At 51.0% G+C, this 24,067-nt stretch carries 12 protein-coding genes and 2 pseudogenes; 10 read left to right on the top strand and 4 right to left on the bottom strand.

Annotated elements, in window-relative coordinates; all coding sequences use genetic code 11:
• Positions 1–141: 141 nt before the first annotated feature.
• Positions 142–1,593, bottom strand: a complete 1,452-nt coding sequence (locus EHN13_RS10175) for a Cu(+)/Ag(+) sensor histidine kinase (protein WP_101742357.1) — start codon at positions 1,591–1,593, stop codon at positions 142–144.
• A complete protein-coding gene (cusR, locus tag EHN13_RS10170; protein WP_048212367.1) occupies positions 1,583–2,266 on the bottom strand; it encodes a copper response regulator transcription factor CusR in 684 nt (227 codons plus the stop codon). Before cusR ends, EHN13_RS10175 begins: the two co-directional genes overlap by 11 nt.
• Positions 2,267–2,448: 182 nt before the next feature.
• Between cusR and EHN13_RS10165 the strand changes: the two genes are divergently transcribed.
• The 4 genes from EHN13_RS10165 to EHN13_RS10150 all read left to right on the top strand — a co-directional run bounded on the left by EHN13_RS10165 (position 2,449) and on the right by EHN13_RS10150 (position 8,736).
• A complete protein-coding gene (locus tag EHN13_RS10165) occupies positions 2,449–3,831 on the top strand; it encodes an efflux transporter outer membrane subunit (protein WP_124021338.1) in 1,383 nt (460 codons plus the stop codon).
• A gap of 32 nt (positions 3,832–3,863) precedes the next feature.
• Positions 3,864–4,211: a cation efflux system protein CusF gene (gene cusF, locus EHN13_RS10160; protein ID WP_061067467.1), complete on the top strand. Its 348-nt coding sequence runs from the start codon at positions 3,864–3,866 to the stop codon at positions 4,209–4,211.
• Positions 4,212–4,288: 77 nt separating this feature from the next.
• On the top strand, positions 4,289–5,581 hold the full coding sequence (locus EHN13_RS10155) for an efflux RND transporter periplasmic adaptor subunit (protein WP_124021337.1): 1,293 nt from the start codon (positions 4,289–4,291) through the stop codon (positions 5,579–5,581).
• Between the two features lie 11 nt (positions 5,582–5,592).
• Positions 5,593–8,736 carry a CusA/CzcA family heavy metal efflux RND transporter gene (locus EHN13_RS10150; protein WP_124021336.1) on the top strand — a complete coding sequence of 1,048 codons (3,144 nt, stop codon included), beginning with the start codon at positions 5,593–5,595 and terminating at the stop codon, positions 8,734–8,736.
• Positions 8,737–8,776: 40 nt separating this feature from the next.
• Here the strand turns inward: EHN13_RS10150 and rclR are convergent, their stop codons facing one another.
• A complete protein-coding gene (gene rclR / locus EHN13_RS10145) occupies positions 8,777–9,631 on the bottom strand; it encodes a reactive chlorine-specific transcriptional regulator RclR (protein WP_124021335.1) in 855 nt (284 codons plus the stop codon).
• Positions 9,632–9,867: 236 nt separating this feature from the next.
• Here rclR and rclA point away from each other — a divergent pair, with 236 nt between their 5' ends.
• The 6 genes and pseudogenes from rclA (at position 9,868) to EHN13_RS10115 (ending at position 14,450) form a co-directional block, all read left to right on the top strand.
• Positions 9,868–11,193: a reactive chlorine resistance oxidoreductase RclA gene (gene rclA / locus EHN13_RS10140; RefSeq protein ID WP_124021334.1), complete on the top strand. Its 1,326-nt coding sequence runs from the start codon at positions 9,868–9,870 to the stop codon at positions 11,191–11,193.
• 50 nt (positions 11,194–11,243) lie between these two features.
• Positions 11,244–11,393: pseudogene (locus EHN13_RS10135) on the top strand (YdgH/BhsA/McbA-like domain containing protein); the annotation flags it as partial.
• A 65-nt stretch (positions 11,394–11,458) separates the two neighbouring features.
• Positions 11,459–11,697 (top strand): annotated as a pseudogene (locus EHN13_RS10130) (DUF417 family protein); the annotation flags it as partial.
• A 584-nt stretch (positions 11,698–12,281) separates the two neighbouring features.
• A complete protein-coding gene (locus EHN13_RS10125; RefSeq protein ID WP_101742361.1) occupies positions 12,282–12,977 on the top strand; it encodes a flagellar brake protein in 696 nt (231 codons plus the stop codon).
• Positions 12,978–12,998: 21 nt separating this feature from the next.
• Positions 12,999–13,580 carry a helix-turn-helix transcriptional regulator gene (locus EHN13_RS10120; RefSeq protein ID WP_170927356.1) on the top strand — a complete coding sequence of 194 codons (582 nt, stop codon included), beginning with the start codon at positions 12,999–13,001 and terminating at the stop codon, positions 13,578–13,580.
• Positions 13,581–13,682: 102 nt separating this feature from the next.
• Positions 13,683–14,450 (top strand): putative bifunctional diguanylate cyclase/phosphodiesterase, encoded by a 768-nt coding sequence (locus EHN13_RS10115; RefSeq protein WP_048212357.1) that lies wholly within the window; start codon positions 13,683–13,685, stop codon positions 14,448–14,450.
• 194 nt (positions 14,451–14,644) lie between these two features.
• On the opposite strand, the gene EHN13_RS10110 is transcribed toward EHN13_RS10115, so the two are convergent.
• Entirely contained in the window at positions 14,645–23,977 is a 9,333-nt protein-coding gene (locus EHN13_RS10110) for an autotransporter outer membrane beta-barrel domain-containing protein (protein ID WP_124021333.1), read from the bottom strand.
• Positions 23,978–24,067 lie beyond the last annotated feature (90 nt).

Genomic DNA, 24,067 nt, shown 5'->3' with positions numbered 1-24,067 from the left:
TATTTCTCCAGTGTCGGTTTACAGGAGAATTATAATAATCAGGGGCTGTCAGTGAGGTGACAGGATTATGACGATGATGTCAGAGAATAATAATATTAATATCAGGTTTAATCGATGGCGCATTAGCGCCACCAATAATTATTAAGCGGCATATTTGGGTAATGTCAGAATAAAGCGGGTAGCGCGAGCGTCGGATGTCACGGAGACTTTTCCCTGGTGGGCAATCACAATCGATTTCACTATCGCCAGGCCAATACCGCTACCTTCGCCTTTACGCTGTCGTGAGGGATCGACGCGATAAAACCGGTCAAAGAGTCGTGGCAGATGTTCCGCGGCTATTGGCGTACCAGGATTTTCCACAATAATATGCACGAGATCATCAGCCTCTTTCACTCGCACGGTGACAGATTCGCCTTTGGGCGTATAGCGCATTGCGTTAGAGAGCAGGTTGCTCATTGCCCGGCGTAACATTAACGGGTCGCCAGAAACCCGGCATGCCCGACCTTCAAAGCGCAGGCTGACTTCGCGTTCTTCCGCCCAGGCTTCGAAAAAGTCGAACACTTTACTGACCTCATCCGCAAGATTCAGCGCTGTTTTTTCCGGGATCAACTGATTATTGTCTGCCTGTGCCAAAAACAACATATCACTCACCATCTTCGACATACGCCCAAACTCTTCGAGATTAGAGTAGAGCACATCTTCCAGCTCTTTCGTGCTGCGGGGATGGCTGAGGGCAATTTCTGTTTGCGTGACCAGGTTGGTGATTGGCGTGCGGATTTCGTGAGCAATATCAGCAGAAAAATTGGACTGACGTTTAAACACATCTTCGATTCGTTCGATCATATGATTAAATGACTCGACCAGTTGCTCAAGCTCAATCGGCACGGCCTGCGGGTCCAGGCGAACATCGAGATCTTTAGAGGTGATATTTTGGATGCGCCGACTGACATTACGGATCGGTTCATGACCTTTATAGACGGCGAACAGCACAATAAAAACAATCATCATGCTAATTAACGATGCTGTCATGATCAGTTTGTTTTTCAGATCGTTAATATAGTGCAGATGAAAATCAATCGATAACGCCATAAACAACGTATAGGCCGGTTTTCCGTCTGGCAACTGCCCAATGGGTAAACGAATCATTCGCCAGTTGGAGGATGCGTTTTTCCCGTGCGCATGTTCTGATGTTTGCAGCGTTGGGCCGGAAATTAAAAAGACATTACGGGTATGTGCATTTTTATCCGGCGTTGCCGTGGCGATAAACTGACGAAGATCCGGCGCATTAGGTGAATGGAAAATGGCCCTCTGATTGGCATCTTCCAGAGAAATAATGACGTTAGAATAACCCGAAACTACGTTTTTTAGTGTTTCCAGCCGACGCGATTCCGGTTCGTTCGGGTGGTTAATAATACGCTCCAGCGTCGCGCTGATCTCTTTTAAATCATTGATATCCTGCTCTGCGAAATGGACTTTCACCGAGTGGATCATTATCCATGCGAAAGCGAAAAATGAGGCGATAGTCGCCAGACTGATAAAAAAGGTTAACCGTGTTGCCAGCGAAAAAGGGCGCTGTAATCGTTTAGTTGCCATCCGGCACCTCAAGCATGTACCCCACGCCACGCACGGTCTGAATCAGTTTCGGCTCAAAGTCATTATCGATTTTGGCCCGCAGACGCTTCACGGCGACATCAATCGCATTGGTGTCGCTGTCAAAATTCATATCCCAAACCTGAGAGGCAATCAGCGAACGCGGCAACACTTCTCCCTGATGACGCAGGAAAAATTCAAGCAGCGTAAACTCTTTACTGGTCAGGGTAATGCGTGTGCCGTTGCGGGTGACCTTTCTGCTGACCAGATCGACCATTAAATCCGCGACCTGAAACTGACTTTCGACAATGACCGCGGCTCCCCGTCGCAGCAGCGTTCTGACCCGCGCCAGCAATTCTGCAAAGGCAAACGGTTTAACCAAATAATCATCAGCCCCCAGCTCCAGACCTTTGACCCGATGCTCAATGGTACCCAGTGCGGTGAGTAGCAGAATGGGCATGCCTTTATTGGCGGTGCGCAGCATCCGCACGATATCCCAGCCGTTTACATCGGGCAGCATGATGTCGAGAATGAGCAGGTCATAATCACCGGTCATTGCCAGGTGATATCCGTTCAGACCGTTGTCCGCCAAATCCACAACAAAACCCGCTTCCGTCAGGCCTTTCGTCAGGTATTCGCCGGTTTTTTTTTCATCTTCGACAATCAAAATCTTCATGACATTCTCCATCACGCACTGGCTGTGCGGATTTTCAATTCTAGAGAAGGCGGATCGGATAGCAATCGGTTATTGGGAAAATGACAGTTTTGTCATTTTCCTGTCACCGCTTAAACAGAGTCATTCAGGTATAAATTCACACATCTTTTATGGTTATCAGTCCGGTCTGGACGAGAAGAACTATGTACAAATTTAAGCTTCTTACCCTCAGCGCTATTTTTGTTCTGGCTGGCTGCTCGTTGGCTCCGGACTATCAACGTCCGGCATTGCCGGTTCCGCAGCAATTCTCCTTAAGTCAGCACACGCTGGTTTCGGCCCCGACGGGATATCAGGATACGGGCTGGCGTAACTTTTTTGTTGACTCCCAGGTGAAGGCGTTGATTGGTGAGGCGCTGGTCAATAATCGTGATTTACGCATGGCGGTACTGAAGGTTCAGGAAGCGAAAGCGCAATACGGTGTGACGGATGCCGATCGTTACCCACAGCTTAACGCTGGCTCCAGCGGTACCTATAGCGGGAAATTAAAAGGCGATAGCAGCACTAACCGGGAATTTGAAGCGGGACTGAATCTCAGTTTCGATCTGGATTTCTTTGGACGACTGAAAAATATGAGTGAAGCCGATCGGCAGAATTTTTTCGCCAGTGAAGAAGCGCGTCGAATGGTGCATATCTCATTAATTTCTAACGTGGCGCAAAGTTATTTCAACCAGCGTCTGGCTTATGCGCAACTGCAAATTGCCGAAGAAACGTTGCAAAACTACCAGCGCTCTTATGCGTTTGTCGAGAAACAGTTGATGACCGGCAGTACGAACGTGCTGGCACTGGAGCAGGCTCGCGGCGTGATTGAAAGCACACGCAGCGATATTGCCAAACGTCAAGGCGAACTGGCGCAGGCGAACAACGCACTGCAACTATTACTGGGGACGTACGGGAAATTACCGGACGACCGCGTGCGCAGTCGCGGTGATATAAAACCCGTGACACTGCCCCCCGCACTCCCATCGCAAATATTATTGCAGCGCCCGGATATTATGGAGGCCGAACATGGATTGCTGGCGGCGAACGCCAATATTGGCGCTGCACGAGCCGCATTTTTCCCATCGATTACGCTGACCAGCTCTGTATCCAGCAGCAGTGGCGATCTCTCCAGCCTCTTTAATGCGGCCAGCGGCATGTGGAATTTTGTCCCGAAAATAGACATTCCGATCTTTAACGCTGGACGTAATCAGTCAAATCTCGATTTAGCAAAAATCCGCCAGCAGCAATCGGTGGTGAATTACGAGCAAAAAATTCAGAACGCATTTAAAGAAGTTGCGGATGCACTGGTGTTGCGTCAAAGCCTTGCCGATCAAATTACCGGACAACAGCGTTATCTGGACTCATTACAAATCACGCTGCAACGCGCTCGTGCACTCTATCAACATGGTGCGGTTAGTTATATCGAAGTACTGGACGCCGAGCGTTCTTTATTCACTACACAGCAATCGTTGCTCGACCTTAACTATGCCCAACAGGTTAATGAAATTAAGCTGTTTGCTGCCTTAGGCGGTGGCTGGGTTGAATGATCCTTAATCTTAAATTCTCAGGAGTATATTGCATGAAAACTACCGCTAAAGCCGCTTTGTTTACTGTGTTATCTGTAGTCATGTTTAACGCTCAGGCCAATGAACATCAGCATGGCGAGATGATGAATATGGCGCCTGCGGCCCAGCAGGAGCAAGTGATTAGTGCGACAGGCGTGATTGAATCTATTGATATGGATAGCAAAAAAGTCACGATTAAACATGAACCTATTCCCGCAGTGAACTGGCCGGCAATGACGATGCGTTTCACGCTGGTATCTGATACCAGGGCCGACGATATTCAGCCAGGCGATAAAGTTGCATTTACGTTTGTTCAGCAGGGAAATCTCTCTGTCTTACGCGATATTCACATCAGTAAATAACGGATCTCGCTGGTCTCTTTTATTCTTGCCCGGGTTTTCCTGGACACGGGCGAGACTATCGCGCAATGGAAATCACTATGGCGTCTTTAAATATTAAAAATACCGCGCTTATTCTCGGCAGCATGATTGTCGGCGGAATTATTTCTGTCGGTGTGTATACCTATTATTCATCCGCAAAAGTATCGGCCGATACCGGCGCTGCTCAAAAAAAAGAAGAGCGTAGAGTTTTATTCTGGTACGACCCCATGTATCCCAATACGCGGTTTGATAAACCGGGTAAATCTCCGTTTATGGATATGGATTTGATCCCGAAATATGCCGATGAAGAGACGGCGAGTACATCCACACCGGGTGTGCGTATTGACCCGACACAGACTCAGAATCTGGGGCTAAAAACCGAACCCGTGCGCCGTGGGCCATTGCAATATGCACAAACTTTCCCGGCGAACGTCAGTTATAACGAATATCAATTTGTCATTGTCCAGGCGCGTTCGGCAGGCTTTATCGAGAAAGTTTATCCGCTGACTGTGGGCGACAAAATTAAGCAGGGCTCGCCGCTTATCGATCTGACAATTCCCGACTGGGTAGAAGCACAAAGTGAATATTTACTGCTGCGGGAAACGGGCGGCAGCGCGACGCAGGTTGAAGGTATTCTGGAGAGATTACGCCTGGCGGGAATGCCGGAGGCGGACATTCAACGCTTGAAAGCGACGCGGAAAATTCAGACTCGCTTTACCCTGAAGGCCCCTATTGATGGGGTGATTACCGCGTTTGATTTACGTACTGGTATGAACATCTCAAAAGATAATGTGGTCGCGAAAATTCAGGGAATGGATCCGGTTTGGGTCAGTGCTTCAGTCCCGGAATCTATCGCCTGGCTGATTAAAGACGCCTCGCAATTCACCATTACCGTTCCTGCCTGGCCGGGTAAATCCTTCACCATTAGCAAATGGAGTATTTTGCCGAGTGTGGATTCCACGACGCGCACGCTCCAGCTTCGTCTACAGGTTGATAACCCGGATGAGGCCCTTAAGCCGGGAATGAATGCCTATCTGCAACTAAAAACGCAAAGCGAGCCGATGCTGCTGATCCCGTCTAAAGCGCTGATTGATACCGGTACCGAACAGCGGGTTATCACCGTCGATAATGAAGGACGATTTGTACCTAAGCAGGTAGCCGTATTCCATGAGTCTCAGGGGTTAACGGCCATTCACTCTGGTTTGAGCGAAGGTGAAAACGTGGTGTCCAGCGGTCTGTTCCTGATCGATTCCGAAGCGAATATTTCTGGCGCCCTGGATCGTATGCGCGCCCAGGCAAACGGGACGCTCGCTGTACCCGCGATGCCAGCCCAGGCGACCCATTCACACTGAGGACATGATAAATGATTGAATGGATTATTCGCCGCTCGGTGGCAAACCGTTTCCTGGTGATGATGGGGGCGCTGTTTCTCAGTATCTGGGGCACCTGGACCATTGTGAATACGCCGGTTGACGCGCTGCCCGATCTCTCTGATGTGCAGGTGATCATCAAAACCAGTTATCCGGGGCAAGCGCCGCAAATTGTTGAAAATCAGGTGACCTATCCGCTGACCACCACCATGCTGTCGGTGCCGGGAGCGAAAACGGTGCGTGGTTTCTCGCAATTTGGCGACTCTTACGTATATGTCATTTTTGAAGACGGGACCGATCCTTATTGGGCGCGCTCCCGTGTCCTGGAATATCTCAACCAGGTGCAGGGGAAATTACCCGCTGGCATCAGTGCTGAAATGGGACCAGATGCGACAGGGGTCGGCTGGATATTTGAATATGCGCTGGTGGATCGCAGCGGCAAACATGATCTTGCCCAATTACGTTCCCTGCAGGACTGGTTCTTAAAATATGAATTGAAAACTATCCCTAACGTGGCGGAAGTTGCCTCGGTGGGTGGTGTGGTCAAAGAGTACCAGGTTGTCATCGATCCGATGAAGCTGACGCAATATGGCATCAGTCTGGGTGAGGTGAAATCGGCGCTGGATGCCTCAAACCAGGAAGCCGGTGGTTCATCTGTCGAAATGGCAGAAGCGGAATATATGGTCCGCGCCAGTGGGTATCTGCAGTCCCTTGATGACTTTAATAATATCGTGCTGAAAACTGGCACAGATGGCGTTCCGGTCTATCTGCGTGATGTTGCCCGCGTACAAATTGGGCCGGAAATGCGCCGCGGGATCGCCGAGCTGAATGGCGAAGGCGAAGTGGCAGGCGGCGTAGTGATCCTGCGCTCCGGTAAAAATGCGCGCGAGGTGATCTCCGCGGTTAAGGCTAAACTTGAAACGCTGAAGAGCAGTCTGCCGGAAGGCGTTGAAGTAGTTACAACATATGATCGCAGTCAACTGATCGATCGCGCGATTGATAACCTGAGCTACAAGCTGCTGGAAGAGTTTATCGTTGTGGCGCTGGTGTGCGCGCTGTTCCTGTGGCATATCCGCTCGGCGCTGGTGGCCATTATTTCTCTGCCGCTGGGACTGTGTATCGCGTTTATCGTGATGCATTTCCAGGGACTGAACGCCAACATTATGTCGCTTGGGGGGATAGCCATCGCGGTCGGGGCGATGGTCGATGCCGCAATCGTGATGATTGAGAACGCGCATAAGCGGCTGGAAGAGTGGGGGCATCAGCATCCGGGTGAAACGCTGGATAACGAAACCCGCTGGAAAGTCATCACCAACGCCTCGGTGGAAGTCGGTCCGGCGCTGTTTATTAGCTTACTGATTATCACGCTGTCGTTTATCCCTATCTTCACCCTTGAAGGGCAGGAAGGGCGGTTGTTTGGTCCGCTGGCGTTTACCAAAACCTACGCTATGGCAGGTGCTGCGTTTCTGGCCATTGTGGTGATCCCGATCCTGATGGGATTTTGGATCCGTGGCAAGATCCCGGCGGAAAGCAGCAACCCGCTTAACCGTTTCCTGATTCGTATTTACCACCCGTTATTGTTGAAAGTGCTGCACTGGCCGAAAACGACCCTGCTGGTGGCGGTGCTGTCGATCCTGACCGTCATCTTCCCGCTGAATAAGGTTGGGGGCGAATTCCTACCGCAGATTAACGAAGGCGATCTGTTGTATATGCCTTCAACCTTGCCGGGGATTTCCGCAGCGCAGGCGGCAGATATGCTGCAAAAAACCGATAAGCTCATCATGACGGTTCCTGAAGTGGCGCGCGTGTTTGGTAAAACCGGTAAAGCTGAAACGGCGACCGACTCCGCGCCGTTGGAAATGGTGGAAACCACCATCCAACTGAAGCCGCAGGATCAGTGGCGTCCGGGGATGACGATGGACAAAATCATTGAGGAACTGGACAAAACCGTTCGTTTACCGGGGCTGGCGAATCTGTGGGTCCCGCCAATTCGTAACCGTATCGATATGCTCTCTACGGGGATTAAAAGTCCTATCGGTATTAAGGTTTCGGGTACCGTGTTGTCGGATATTGACGCCACGGCAGAGCAAATCGAAGAAGTCGCAAGAACGGTGCCTGGCGTGGCATCCGCATTGGCTGAACGTCTGGTCGGCGGACGTTATCTTAGCGTAGATATTCATCGTGAAAAGGCCGCCCGTTATGGGATGACCGTCGGCGATGTGCAACTGTTTATCACCTCAGCGGTAGGCGGTGCCATGGTAAGTGAAACGGTTGAAGGTATCGCCCGCTATCCGATCAATCTGCGTTATCCACAAAGCTATCGCGATAGCCCGGAAACGCTACGGCATCTGCCGATACTGACGCCAATGAAACAGCAAATCACGCTGGCTGATGTTGCAGATGTGCAGGTGGTTTCGGGGCCGTCGATGTTGAAAACCGAGAACGCGCGGCCAACCAGTTGGATCTATATTGATGCCCGCGATCGCGACATGGTGTCGGTGGTGAACGATCTGAAAAAAGCGATTGCTGAAAACGTCCAGCTAAAACCGGGAACCAGCGTGGCATTCTCCGGGCAGTTTGAGCTGCTTGAGCGCGCCAGCCACAAGCTTAAACTGATGGTGCCGATGACGCTGATGATTATCTTCGTGCTGCTGTATCTGGCATTCCGTCGTTTTGGCGAAGCACTGTTGATTATCACCAGTGTGCCCTTTGCGTTGGTAGGCGGAATTTGGTTTCTCTACTGGATGGGATTCCATATGTCGGTCGCGACCGGGACAGGATTCATCGCACTGGCAGGCGTGGCTGCCGAATTTGGCGTGGTGATGCTGATGTACCTGCGCCACGCCATTGAAGCAGAGCCTGCGCTGGAAAACCCGCAAACCTTTACCGTAGATAAACTGGATGAGGCGTTGTACCACGGAGCGGTACTGCGTGTGCGTCCTAAAGCAATGACTGTCGCGGTCATCATTGCGGGTCTGCTGCCGATTTTATGGGGAACGGGAGCCGGGTCTGAAGTCATGAGCCGTATCGCTGCACCGATGATTGGCGGCATGATCACGGCACCTTTGCTGTCACTGTTCATCATTCCGGCAGCGTATAAGCTGATGTGGCTACACAGGCATCGCACCCAGAAATAGCCCCTGGTAGCGCTCGCCTTCAATCCTTTGAAGGTGGGCGCTATGATTCCAGCGCCTTCACCCGTTTACGGTACTCACCAGGCGTACAGCCGAATTCACGCAGAAAAACTTTGTGAAAAGATGACTCACTGGCATATCCCACCGATTCGGCAATCACGACCAACGGCTGGGCGCCGCGCGACAGCATCTGGGCGGCGAATTGCAGACGCAATGTAGTGAGTACGGCGAGCGGCGTGGAGTTTGAAACCTCGCGAAACAGTTGAGCAAAACTGGCCCGGGACATATGCGCGCGCTGCGCCAGTTCTTCAACACTCCAGGGATGTGCGGGTGATTCCAGCATCTGGAACACCACCGCTCCCAGTCGGGGATGTAATAGCAGATTCAGCACATTTTTAGCAGGGGGGGCCTGAGATAACCATTCGCGAACGGCAAGCGTGAACAGCGTGGCGCATTGCTGGCTGCACACAACGTTGGAACCGGGCAGCATGCTCAATGATTCCTGCTGCATCAGCCCGATCATCGCCTTAAGCCAGTGGTAAACGGGGCTATTTTCGCCAGGTGCCAGCAGCAAAACTTCCGGCAGCGCGGTTAAAAAATAGCGGGAGGATGTCTGTAGTTGCAGACTTCCGCAAACAATATGCGTTTGCTCTTCACCTGACTGGCACAACCGATGCGCGGAGTTTTGCGGCAAGATGACTACCGTACCAGGACGCAGTGTATAAGTGTTGCCATCAGGCATCTCCAGTAAAGCGCCACCCTGGGTTACCGTATGCCAGCGGATCACGGATAACTCACCTGCTGCATGAGGGAGTTGCCAGTCTCTGCTCAATACGCAGTTTTGATCAATAGAACCCTGCGGATCGTTAAGCATTAGCAAGCGGCTAAGTGCATCCATAAAGACTCCTGAACAATTTTTATTGTTGTTGATAGAACCGTAATTATCGCCATATTTTTACATTAAATTAATTTTATCAAATAGTTACTTTTTGTTTTGTTTGGCAGATTTTTGGTTTTTATTATTTGGTCTTAGACGATTGAACAAAAAATTGCGCGTTATGGATATGCTGGCCTGACAGGGCACTGCCTATAATCCAGAGTAACAAATGAACAATGACTTTGCGGAGAGGCAGCATGAAACAATATCAGGCGATCATTATTGGATTTGGCAAAGCAGGTAAGACGCTGGCGGCTACGCTGGCAAAGACGGGCTGGCGGGTAGCAATTATTGAGCAATCCAACACCATGTATGGCGGAACATGCATTAATATCGGCTGTATTCCAACCAAAACCCTGGTACACGATGCTGAGCTGCAGCATGACTTTGCAACTGCGATGCAGCGTAAGACTTCCGTGGTCAGTTTTCTGCGCGATAAAAACTTCCATAATCTGGCCAATCTGGAAAATGTGGACGTGATTGAAGGGCGTGCTGAATTTGTCGACAACCATACCGTGCGGGTAATGCAGTCGACAGGAACGCTTGAGCTGAGCGGTGAGAAGATTTTTATTAATACCGGTGCACAGTCGACGATTCCGGATATTGAGGGATTATCCAGTACGCCGGGCGTCTTTGACAGCACCGGGTTGCTGAATTTGACCCAACGCCCACAGCGCCTGGGTATCCTGGGGGGGGGCTATATCGGCGTTGAGTTCGCGTCGATGTTTGCCAACTTCGGCAGTCAGGTCACTATTTTTGAGGCTGCACCGCTGTTTTTGCCCCGTGAGGACCGGGATATCGCCGATGCGATCGCTGATATTTTACGCGATAAAGGCGTAGAGCTGATCCTCAATGCTAAGGTGCAGTCGGTTTCGTCTCATGATGGCGCGGTGCAGCTACAGATGCCGGAAGGGGAACAGGTTGTTGACGCACTGCTGGTCGCATCAGGCCGCAAGCCGGCGACGGAACAGCTGCAACTGAAAAAAGCCGGTGTCGATGTGAACGATCGTGGCGGCATTATTGTGAATAAATATTTGCGGACGTCGGCGGATAACATCTGGGCTATGGGAGATGTAACAGGGGGGCTGCAATTTACCTATATCTCACTGGACGACTTCCGTATTGTGCGTGATGGCCTGTTAGGCGAAGGGGTGAGAAACACCGGCGATCGGCAAAATGTGCCATATTCCGTCTTTATGACACCACCACTTTCCCGCGTGGGGATGACAGAAGAGCAGGCCCGTGCCAGCGGTGCGGCGGTACAGGTGGTGACGCTTCCCGTCGCTGCGATTCCACGGGCGCGAGTCATGGATGATACGCGTGGTGTACTTAAAGCTGTGGTGGACACGGATACGCAGCAGATATTAGGTGTCTCACTGCTGTGTGTGGATTCGCATGAGATGATTAATATCATTAAAACTGTGATGGATGCCGGGTTACCTTATACCGTGTTGCGTGACCAAATATTTACCCATCCAAGTATGAGTGAGTCATTAAACGATCTGTTTTCTCTCGTTCAATAATAAATATAGAGTCTGCATCTTTGCCCCACCTGTGTGGGGGTTTTTTGGCCCACGTCAGTGTATCCGCTATTTCAGCGGCACCTTCTGATGTCGAAGAGGACATTGCTACACTGGCGCAAGAAAAGCTGGCATCATCATGGAAAATTACTTCGATGAGAATTGATAGCAGTACTTATGTCACTGCAATTTTGTACAAGTAGGATTGCCGTCATGGAAAAATATCTTCGTTTACTGGGGCAGGGGGATCGAATTGGATTAACCTTGACCGATTAGCCGTTGGTCAGGATTGATGGGGGAAATTCTGGCATTTGCAACGCCAGTGGTCACCTTGTCGCTTTTAATTACCACACCAGAAGTATGGGTTATGCCATTGGGTGATTTACACTACGGCTTTCCGTATTTATCGGGGCGGGACGTCTGGTGCTAAAAAACACGTTAATGTTGGCTGGGGCAGTGATGATAATTGCTGATTCTGCCCGGGCAATCGTTAAACAACGGTATTGAATTTTTAACGCTGTATCCTCTGTAAGAGAGTTTGCCACTCTAATTTAATTCGGTATTTACCGGGGCCAGCATCATGCTGGCCTTTTTATCACTTAAGTTAAATTACGATTAATATACCTGAATGATACATTCATTCCTGTGAAATGAGACGTAATGGTATTGGTATCAGTTGGCTAATGACCACCTGCTGGATATTGTGCCTATAGGTTCAGCACCCCCCGTCCACGCTCTGTATTGTCAACTCCTTAGTTTTACAGCATTTTTTCTATTTTATTTCTATGCGATTATTGCTATTTATTATCTCAAAATCGCATTTTGAAAAGTCTTGTTATTCGCTTTTGTTATAGCTATTGCGTAGGTTTGCATGGTTTTAGGCATGGCTTAAGCTAAAATTAATTCTGATTAAATGTTTTTACGTATCAATAAGTGACGAAAGATAGTTAAAAACTTAAGTTTTAATCAACTGTTCGACATGGAATCCACTATGGTAATTAGGCACCAGGGGTGGATGCTGATCTCGCGTTTTTGTCTGTCATCAGACCGGGGCCGAGACATATCTTAAATATGGAAATAAGGGTTTTAGAATGAACTTTGGATTAGCAAAGGACAACAAGTTTGAGATCATCGCTATCCTTCGTGAAGAGCTGCATAAGAAGACGAAGCTGGAAGTTTTATGTGAAAACACCAGCGTCATCACGCAGTTAGAAAGGATCGATTTCGAACGCTTTGTGGTCACCGGTCATGAAGACATCATTCCTGAAAAGATCCAATACTTTATCCTGCACAGTGACAGCGGGATTATAAAATTTAGCGCCAGATTTGAAGCCACCCCATCAACAGGTGCTGAGGCAGGAATATCCTACCTCATCCCGGATATGATTTTCTTTGCCCAACAGCGACAGAATCAGCGGTTTTCTTTTCTGAAGGGGTTCGATTTTTTCTGTTTTGGTCGTTACAAAAACGGAGAGAACTACTCACTTAAGATTAAAAACATCTCTCAGGGTGGTTGTGCGTTAATCGCTAAAGATGTTAATGCCCGTTTTCTTTACAAGGATGCAGTGATTAAAAATGCTGCTCTGGATTTTGATACGTTCGGCAGTTTTCAGCTTGATCTAAAAGTCATTGATGTCGTCGCGATCAACGAATTTGATGAGGATAATCAATTGTATTCCTGTCATCAGGTTTCTTGCGAGTTCGATTTTAAGAACCGTCGTGAAGAGGCTGAAGTTGAGAAAACCATTATTAAATTTTTAATGAGTAATAAAATTAGAAGCTTATAAGGAGCGGTGAACAGGATGTTGATGTGTGGCAGTGATAATTTTGTGGGCAACGGTATGTTTGCCTACCTGACAAGCAAACATGTGCCGATAAAAACATTCCAGTTTGAGGATATGTTGCAGCAGTCGTCATTATGCCAGCATCAGACAATGGTTTTTAATATCATTAACAATGAACAGCCTTGTTCTGCCATTGTGCAGTTTTTGAATAAAAACCGGTTCAAGTTTTATAATAGCGTTGTCGTTATCGTTGCTGATAGTTTGGTGGCGAAATTATGTGTTGAATTATTATACGTTGAAAAAACCATAGTATTGACTGAGAAATCCTCATTGCGTGATTTTGCTCAGTTGGCTACGTTGTCGGTCGGGAAATGGAATCCCCGACTGTATCGTTCGCAGAAGAGATTGACGGAAAGAGAACAACAAATCCTCAATCTATTGGTAAGTGGTTATTCTGCCAAGGAAATCTCTGAGTTGGTTAGTCTGAACTATAAGACTATTCAGGCGCATAAGATGAGAGTTGTCGCCAAGCTGGGACTGACTAATACCTCTGATCTGAATAAACTGATTGTCAGATTTACCCACAGCATGTCTTTTTTACCCTAACCTGGCTATTCTTTTCTGATGTAACGCACTTAACAGCAGGTACAACTCGGGAGTGACTTTGACTGGTTTTTAATTTATATGATTTGTAGAGGGAGAGGGGGAATGTTTAATTCCGATGAGGTGCTCACCGCGCTTGAAAAGGCATTGAATACCAGTCAACTTTATATGGTTTATCAGCCTATTTTTAATTTACATACCGAGTGTATTAGCGGATTTGAAGCATTAATGCGGTGGAACAGCCCTCAGATGGGTATGATTTCTCCTGATGTATTTATTACGTTACTGGAAGACAGCGGCAATATATTTTCAATTGAAGATATGGTTGCCAGCCCGCCGTGGAATGTTGCGAGTACCTGGCCCGAACCTCTTGTATTATCAGTAAATATTTCTGCGCTTGAATTCTGCGATCCTCTTTTACCTCAACGAATCAGACAAAACCTGGCCGCTTCCGGCCTTCCGGTTCATCGCTGCCAGATTGAAGTAACGGAAACATCGCCGCTGTGTGACAGCCAAATAGCGGCGAAAAATATGACGGAACTGAAGGCAATCGGGGTCAAGTTAGCGCTTGATGATTTTGGTACCGGGCACGCTAATCTTAATTATCTGTTGAAATATCCTTTTGATACCTTAAAAATTGATAAAGAGTTTGTCACCGAAATAGAGCCCGACACTAAATCGACAAGGATTATTGAGGGTATCATTTCTTTAGCGCACAATTTTGGCATTGAAGTCCTGGCCGAAGGGGTTGAAACCCAGTCTCAACTTGATCGCCTGACGCAGATTGGCTGTGACAAAATTCAAGGCTTCTTCATTTCTCCCCCGGTGTTGGCAGAAGAGATTCCTTCACTCTTAGCGCAATATAGCCGTTAATCTCATCCCTCTTTGTTGTTCCCCTTAGTCTGAATTCTTTCGCGTTGTCGGGTGGCGGCGCCTGTGCCTTATCCGACCTGCAAGAACGAACACTAATCCGTAGGCGTGATAAGTGCAGCGTTTCAGGCAGCGCTGTATTCTGGAGTGACAAAAAAAGCCCCCTGTGAACAGGGGGCTTGCGAGTTTATGCCTGCTTAAAACGATTTCTTAAAGCCAATCGACGCATTGACCGGGGCTTCAACCTGCGATTTATTGCTGCCGTTGCTGAACTGTGTCCCCAGTTCGCCGTAGACCTGCAGATTTCGGTCGATAGACCATGACAGACCCGCTGCAACCTCGGTGCTGGAGTACTGCTGTGAAGATTCCAGCGTGGTGGTGGCGACCGCGTTGCTGAAGTGCGTTTTATCTTTGGAACCCAGACCCTGCCAGACGTTTACCCGGCCGTACGGCTGGAACTTGCCATGGTTGGTGTCGTAGTCCGCGACCAGACGCACGCCCAGACGCGCGGTAAACGAATCGGCGGTATCCATTTTCACTTTCGTTTGGGTCACACCATCCAGCGTGCTGTTATCAAAGTTGCTGTACTGATAGATCAACTGGGCCTGCGGTTCCAGGCTCCAGGCGCTGGCACCTAAACGGAATGCTTTACCCACTTCAGTTGAGGCCGTCAGCGTATTGCCTTTGACGGTGTAAGAGCCGTTGTTACCCGATGCTGACAGGCGGGATTTATGGTTCCCGTATTGCAGCACGTTATCGACATACATACCGTCACCAGAGAACCAGGTAGCATAACCGCCAACGTAAAATGCGTTGTCGTCGATGTTGCCGCCTTTGCCGTTGCTGCCCGTTTTACTGCCTTTTACATTGCTGTCGATATCCAGAATGCTGGTATACATACCGGCTTTCCAGCTTTCATTGGCGTACATATCGACGCCGACCTGAATACCCATGGTATGGGAACTGGTTTGCGTACCGGCTGCATCATCCAGTTTGGTTTTACCGGAATAACCAATCATTCTCGCCCAGGCGCGATTGTCTTCATCAATACCCGGTTTAACCTCATCACCCATACGCTGGTGCATGTTGCCCAACAGACTGATATCCCCCTGGCGAACCACGCTGGCGAGACCGGAATACAGCATGGTTTCCGGACGATATTCACTCCTCAGGTACCAGTTTTCGCCCTGGCCCTGAGCGTTTCCGGCGTGGAGCTGATACTCAAAGGCACCCGCAGCCATACGTTCAGCGACAAGATGGAAGGCATCCCGCGACGTTTGCGCCGTCGTCGTTGCACCGTTGAGCGCCGTGACCACTTCGATACCGTCACCCACGGTCGGTGCGCCAAGGCCGGAGCCGTCGACATCCAGCAGCGTGCTTCCGCTGGCTTTACCGCCATCAATAATCAGGCGATCAGCAATACCTGTGCCGCCGGCATTCTGCCGGGCAGCCATGTTGATAGTGCCTTGTTCGCCGCTGTAATCCCCTTTAACCGTTAAGGTTGTGCCTGGTTGCTGGCCGGTGAGCGACACATCGCCACCGTTGCTCAGCCCTGCGACTGTCTGGTTATAACCCTGGGTATTTAGGGTGGTGCCCGCGACAACATAGTGGTGCGAGGCGGCGCTCAGAGTATTGGTATCACCGGCTTGCAATACCCCGCTGGTGATTAGCGTTGCACCGCTGTAGCTGTTTTGGCCTTGCAGCTCCGTTGTACCGCTACCGGTCTGATGCAGTTGGCCTGCACCACTGATGTTTCCGCTTAACGCCAACGTATCGGCGCGATTAACGTTGAGCACGCCGTTATCAACGATATCCCCTTCAATACTCCCTATCGTACCGCCCGTGCCGAGCTGCAATACACCTTGTTCGATGGTGGTGCCGCCGGTATAGGTGTTATCCAGCGTCAGCGTCAGTGAACCTTTACCGGTTTTGGTCAGTTGACCGTTACCTTCGACTTCCGTCAGCAGGGACACATCATGTCCGTTGGTGTCGAATGTCCCACCACCAGATTCCAGCGTCACCTGACGGGCGGTATCAAACGCTTCACCATATTTCAGCGTACCGCCGTTAAAGGTGATTCCGGTCTCTGCTGCGCCGAGGTTGGTATCGCCTGCAACCTGAAGCGTCCCTGACGTGATAGTCGTGCCGCCGCTGTAGGTGTTGTTGCCCGTCAGGATTAACGTACCGAGGTCGCCTTTATTCAGACCACCGGTACCGCGGATCACGCTGTCAATGGTTGCGGTGTAGTTGACGCCATCGACCGTACCATCACCGACGCGAATCAACGTATTGGCGGTATCGGTAGTAATGGCTTCACCGCCGACGCGATAACCATCGGTAGCGAACTGCGCGCCGCTGATGATGACATCGCCTTTACTGTTATCGACGGTCACATTACCGGCTTCCCCCTGGAAGACGGCAAATGCGGCATCGGTAAACGGTGCATTCAGCGCGCCTTCTGGCGTCGATTCATCGGTGGTCCAGTTGTCGTTCCCCTGGCTGGATTGCCAGATACCGTCGCCGCCGTTGATGACGCCGTTATTTTTCAGCTCGCCATTCTCACCGCCGGTGCCGTCCCAGAAGCGCAGCGTCAGTCCGGCATGGTTGACCAGGTTGACCTGATTTTTCACCGATGTTTGTACATACAGGCTGTCAGCCGCTTCCGGCGCGTTAGCAATATCCATCACATTGTTAGTCAATGTGCCGGTGTAGTTGATGACGCGATAGACACCAACATCAAAGCTACCGCCCGGTGAGGTTTCAATGTTGAGCTTACCGTCGAGCGTCAGGGAGCCATTCACGTCGATCAGGTCGTTGAAAGCACCGCCCGGGGTATAAGCCTGACCAAACTGATAATCCAGTTGGGCGTTATCGCTCAGCGTCAGTGAACCGGTGGTCAGTTTGCCCACGCTGTTGATGGCGGCACCGGCGGTAATATGACCGTCGTCCAGCACATCAACCGCGCCGCCGATAATACCGTTTCCGCCGAGGGTGGCACCCGATTTCACTGTGACCTGTCCGGTAGAAGCAGATTGATTGCCGTTGACCAGCAACACACCCTCATTGACATCCGTGATACCGGTGTAGGTGTTGTCGCCTGTCAGGATTAACGTACCGTTACCGATTTTCACCAGGCTGCCGTCGTTGCCGCTGATAATGCCGCTGATGGTGTCTGGAAGGTGTAGATTCCCCAGCGACAGTTGCTTACTACCCAGTTCGACATTACCCGCACCGGACAATGAACCGATGGAAGTCTTGCTGTTGACTGTGCTGACATCTACCAGACCGCCTGCAAGGTTGACCACGCGGGTATTTTCTGCCATCGCCTCATCGGCCATGGTCATCAGCCCACTGTTGGTCACCATGGCATTCCCGCCGCTGGCATTGTCTTCCAGCGCCAGCGTGCTGTCTTTTGCCACGCTGACCGTCGCGTCCCCGGCTGTTGCATTGTTTGAGAGTACGGCTTTGGCTTTACCTGTCAGATTCAGTTTGGCACTGGCTGCTGTGACGGTATCGGCCAGCGTTAACAGGCTGTCGGCAATGTTCATGGTCAGTGATTGCAGACGGGTGTCTGCGCCGCTGACGTTGAGCGTTGCCCCATTATTAACCGTGATGGTGCTGCTCTCGTTGCTGCCGAACACGCCGGTTTTGCTGGCATTGACCGTCACATTGTTGCTATTACCGGTACCGGCAATTTCTGTGTCGCCTTTGTAGCTGTTGGCACGGTCGAGCGTCAGAATACTGCCGGCATCGCTTGAGCTACTGGTGACTTTCAGTTTGCCATCACCGGTAATCTCCCCGGTCGGCGTGAAGTGGTGCGAATTGAGATCGAATACGGCCGCATTAGCATTGGCGCCCAGCTCGATGGTGCGATTGCTGATCAAATCCGCGCCTAATTGTAGCGTCGAGGCGTTGTCAATCGCCAAATCGGTTCCGCTCTGTCCGAGGTTGTTGTCGGAGGAGATCTGCAACGTACCGCCATCAATGCGCGTACCGCCGCGATACGCGTTATCACCACTGAGGATCAGACGACCGAGGTCGGTTTTCACCAGTGTCAGTTTGTCGTTGGTGCTGGCTTCACGAAGGATTGACTCAATGGTTGCCGTAAAGTTTTGTCCCGCACCGCCGGCGCCTACGCGCAGCAACAGTTCACCGGTCCCCGGCGTCTGCCCCGCATGGGTGGCGTTTTCTGTGGTGGCCCAGGCGTTAAGTGCATCGCCTTTTACGACGTAACCATCGGCATCAAACTGCGCCCCGGAGAAGTTAACTTCACCTGCAGCGTTATCCACGGTAACGGTACCGCCTTTGGTGGTGAAGACGGCAAATGACTTCTGCGCCCACGGGGCGTTGCCCTCACCGGTGGATGTTGTCCAGTTGTTGTCGCCCTGAGCGCCGATCGCCATCCATTTGCCATCGCCACCGTCAATCTTGCTGTTGCCTTCGATGCCGGATGCGCCGTGACTCTGATTGACGGTTGCGCCATCCCAGAATTGTAGGGTAACGCCGTTGGCGTTCACCAGGTTGACCTGTTTGTCGATAGAGGTCTGGACAAAGATGTTGCTCTTATCCTGAGTGTCCGGTACAGCACCTAACTCCAGCGTCTGGTTATTCAGCGTACCGCCGTAGTTATAAATACGGTACACACCAGGCCCGAAATTCCCGCCCGATGACGTGGTGACATCCAGAGTTCCATCCAGTTGCAAATTGCCTGCGACGTTAATCAGGTCATTCAGCTTACCGCCCGGCGTATAGGCCTGGCCCAGTTCGAAAGCGGAGGTCGTTTTGCTGCCAAGCTGCAGATTGCCGTTAATGGATAACGTACCCGCACCGCCATCGCCAGCGCTGATAGTTGTGGCATCGTTCATCAGCACGTTGCCGCCGATAATGCCATTCCCACCCAGTGTGGATGTGCCGCTGACGGTGGTTGCGCCACGTGCTGCGCTTTGATCGCCATTCACCAACAGCGTGCCATGGGTGACAGTTGTGTCGCCGGTATAGGTGTTGTTGCCGGTCAGACGGGTAATGCCGTCACCTATTTGCTGCAGTGCACCGATACCGGATATAACGCCGTTCAGCAGGACGTCGTTGGCGCGATTAATTGCCAGTATGCCGTTATCGATGATGTCAGATTCGGTGCTGACTTCGCCCGTGTTTCCGCCGGAACCTAACTGCAACGTACCTGTTTGCGCAATGGTGGTAGAGCCTGTGTAGCTGTTGTTGGCGGTAAAGACCGTGGTGCCGCCCGCCGCACGTTCAAACTTCCCGTCACCGCTGATAGTACCGTTATAGATTTGCGCCGCGGTGTTATCACCCTGGGTATCGAAGATAACCCTGCTGCCTGCGCCCTGGGTTGTGACATTGTAGTCGCCAATACTGGCGGCAGTACTGGTTGGCTCGACATGGTCGCCGGTGCGCAGCGTTGCACCATTGTTTACAGCAATAGTTTTGCTTGCCAGACTCAGGTTTTCAACGATGCGGACATCCGCGTTTGACCCGCTGAGGGTCAGCGAATCCCAGCCGGTGCCAATATTCGTGCCGGTAGTCAGGTTGTCGCTGACCAGCGTTCCAATCTTCGCATCTTTTGTATCGGTGAAGGTGAGGGCGTTGCCCGTACCGGCAGCGGTAATGATGTGGCGCGTGTTCTCCAGCGTCACATTGCCGATGTTGGCTTTATTGTTACCGCCAGTACCGGCGAAATTCACTTCACCGGCATAGGTGCCGCTACGCCAGTTGAAGGTGTCCATACCTTCACCGGTATTGATTACGCCGCTGGTGACACCGCCGCTGATATCAATGGTGTCATTGCCTTTACCAGACTGAATGACCACCGCAGTGTCGGTGATGGCCTGCAGGGTGCCGGTGTTGGTAATGGCTTTACTGCTGTCACCGCTGGCGTCGATTACCGGGGAGGTGGTGCTGGCAGAGATAATCTTGCCACTGTTGGTTAACGCGCTGACGTTTTTCGCGATGATTGCCGAACCGCCAGCGCTGTCGTGCACGTTAATGTCGGCCTTGGTGTCGATGCGGCCATCAGTATTGGCGCGGATACCGCTGCCTTCGCTGTTCAGTACCTCAATGGTATAGCCTGTGCCGATGGTCAGATTGCCCGTTACTGCGTCACCATTGCGCTGTTCAAAGGCGAAGCCGGTACCTTTACCGTTAACGTTAAGGATGTTGTTAAGCCCATCTTTCATGTTCAGGGCTACGCTGGTGCGGATCCCCGCGCCGTCGTTGGAATCGATGGTCACATTTTGCAGTGTGATATTGGTGTTGTTAGCATCGTTTTGAATGCCTGCGCCCGTGCCATCAGCACGGATCTTCACATGCTGCGCTGACAGGTCGCCGGCTTTATCTGCCAGGCGAATGCCATCAGCAGTACCGTTGGTGGTAATGCTGTCGCCACTAATGCCGTTAATCTGCAGGCTGGCCCCTTCCGTCAGTAATACGCCAGCGGTGCCATCATCAACCTTAACCTGGCCCAGTTGATTAATTTGCGCACTGGCACCCGACGCGCGAACGCCGATGCCGTTGCTGACATGCAGGGCGCTGGAGGAGTTGTTGGTTAAGCTACCGCCTTGTTGAACGTCCACGCCGATACTGTCGATGCTGGCCAGATCGATAATTGATTTGGTATCGAGGATCAGGTTACCCAGATTTCTCGCTATATAGGCGATCACTTCATTGCCACTGGCTTCAGAGGTGATCTTCGCGTTTGAAGTAAGCGTAGTGCTGGTGGCATTACCCTCTGCGCTGCCATTCAACCGATGCGCCTGGCCATCAACCACCCCGGCAACGGTACGTTCACCTGTTAAATTAATGGTGGTTTTGTCGCTGATATTACCGCTGGCGCCGCCTTCGATGACCAGTGCTGCGGAATCGCTACCCTGCACGGTAAATGTGGCTTCACCAGTATCGACTTGACTGCCTGCACCGGTAGCGAGAACGCCAACGGAGTTCTTACCGCTGAGGGTAAGGTCAAGGTTGGAGCTGGCCTGGCCGCCAGGAGGGGTGGTGTTACCGGCCAGCAATGCGCCATTGGCGATACGGAAAATGGTGGTGCGATCCTGACCGTTGTCATTCATCACCGCCTGACCAATATTGGCGATCGCGTCTTTCCCATACAGATAATAGCCAATCTGATCGGTGTTGTTGAACACCGGGCTACTCAGGCTATCAACGTTAGCAATGGCGTTATCACGCACGTGTACGCCGATGTTCCCGGCCTTGTCCAGCGTAATGTTGGAGTAGACGTTGACCACGGCCTGACCTTTGGCGCCTCCTTCAGCCCAGATGGCGTAGTTACGATCGTTGATGCCACCCGTACCGCCCACGATAATAGAGCCTGTGGCACTGGTGGTTACTTCGGCATTTTTGTTATTGGCGCTGACGTGGATCCCCACGTTATTCGTGCCGTTGACGTTAATCTTGCCGTCGTTGCGGATTTCCTGATTATTTTCCGTGCCGCTGTCACGCACGGAGATACCGTAGTTCTTGTTGTTCCCCGCATCCCCATTACCATTGATGACGATGTTGCCCGTATTCAGTACGTTGCCTGTTGCGTTGCCGATCAAAATTCCTGCCGCGTTACGGACACCGGTACCCAACGTGATGAGACCGTTGTTAATCACCTCTTTGGCGCTTTTGGTCATAATTCCTGCGCTCAGGCTGGCACCACCTGGCATGATGACATCCTGGGTCAGGTTACTTGCGTCACGACCAAGGTAAATAGCGGCATCAGCACTGTTGGTAAAGGTCGCATTTCCGGCGACTTCCACGCCAAAGGCGGTGCCGTCACCGTAAGACGCACCGTTTTTACGTCCGTCGACGACGTTAATATTGCCGTTATTGACACCTTTTGCCTCGCCGGACAACTGCATACCAATAGCCAACGTCAGCGACGTATCAGGTTTATCCTTGCTCCAGGGATCGGCGGCAGATGCGGTACCGAAGTTATCGGTGGTGATCGCCTGGTTGATGGTGCCTTCGTTGGTGATAACGCTGGTACCTTGTCCCTGCATACCGAATGCGCCGTAGCTGTTAACGTTCTGATTACCATCTTTATCAATGAACAGACCTGAGTTGATAGTCCCGCGGTTGGTTGCCTCGGCGTTTTGCGCCAACATGCCAATCGCCAGGCTTTGCCCGCCAGAACTGCGTAGCGCGTTCAGCTCGCCGAGGTTGTTGATAACCCCACCGTCAATGGCTTTCATGACGCCATTGATACTGCCGTCAACGGCAATTATCGCCTCTTTGTTCAGAGTACCGGTGGTGCCAGCGCCGTTGGCATAAATGGCATGCAACTCACCGCGGGCGGCAGTGGCGTTGTTGATATGTGACTTTCCATCGGTCCAGACTTTGTAGTCCCAGGTGAGTTCATCAGACGGCTGGCTGGAATTAATTAAGCTATCGATATACCCGGCATACTTTGCTTGTGCTGCTGTGACGGTGGTGACCTCTTCAGCCTCCAGCCACAATTGGATTTGGCTGACCTTATCGCCATTGGCATTTTCTGCGGCGTCGGCACTTCTGCCCAACAGGAAGTCGTTAAAATCAGCCAACTCCTGCGTACTGGTAATGGTGAATGTGCGCACCCCGGTTTCGATAACCTTGCCATCTGCATCATAGCCATAAGTCATCAGCGACACATCATCGCCAAAGACAGAGGTTTGCGCTGAGCCGGTGAACGTTTGTGTGGGGATCACGGGTGCTGCGTTAAATTTTATATAGTTGTCAGACTGCCAGTTTACCTGGCTGTTGGCGCCTTGTGCTTCCAGTAAGGAGGAGTCTTTAGCCAGTAACTCGATGGTATTGGCTTTGTCGCGTACATTGAGCGTGTCATTACCTATGTTCAGGTTGGCCGTAGCACCATTGGTTGCCAGCGCGATACCAAACTGCTTATAGATTTCAGACCTGGTTGCATCATAAGTATTTAATACGGAATCGCCGATTTGCGATTTAGTAAGAAAGCGACTTAACACATTGGTATCATAGACCTTAATGGTTTCTGTGCCGTCCGGGAATGCCGGGTCAACCACCTCGAAGTTTTCGCTTTGAGAAGGCGTAGCCGATTGGTTATACGTCAGGTATTCCGCCAGCTCTTCTGCTGTGGTGATTGTTTTTGCACCCTGGCCTGGGCTGGTAGCCTGCAGCGTGATTTTTCCAGTTCGCAGTAACTCACTGATGGTGGTTGATTCTACAACGCCGCTTTGACCCGGATTAATCGTCGGGATTGCGCCGCTGATATTGAGTGTCTGACTGGCAGTATTATTTTCATATAAGAAGCCGTAGTCGTGGGGAACCTGATAAACGCCCGCAGAAATACCGTTCTGGAAGTCGTCAGAAATATTTCGATCGCCCGTAGTGGTAATCTGCGCAGCTGAGGCCATCATCGTAGCGCCACTTAATGCGCTGGCGGCCAGTACCGCAACAGTTTTACGTGAACTGCTTTTTTTCTTACCTCTGGTTAATTCAGAGACGACAACCCAGATGCCGAGTGCCGCGTTCCAAATAATGCTGTAAACCTTATTCATATATAACCCTCGTTTACATTCCTGTTATGTATGTGTTAATGCGTTGAGTTGTTGGCGATGGTTGGCACGCGGATGTGCTACCCGGTATGT

The sequence above is a fragment of the Citrobacter youngae genome, from assembly GCF_003818115.1.
GTDB lineage: Bacteria > Pseudomonadota > Gammaproteobacteria > Enterobacterales > Enterobacteriaceae > Citrobacter > Citrobacter youngae.
This window is presented reverse-complemented; position numbering and strand designations above follow the sequence as displayed.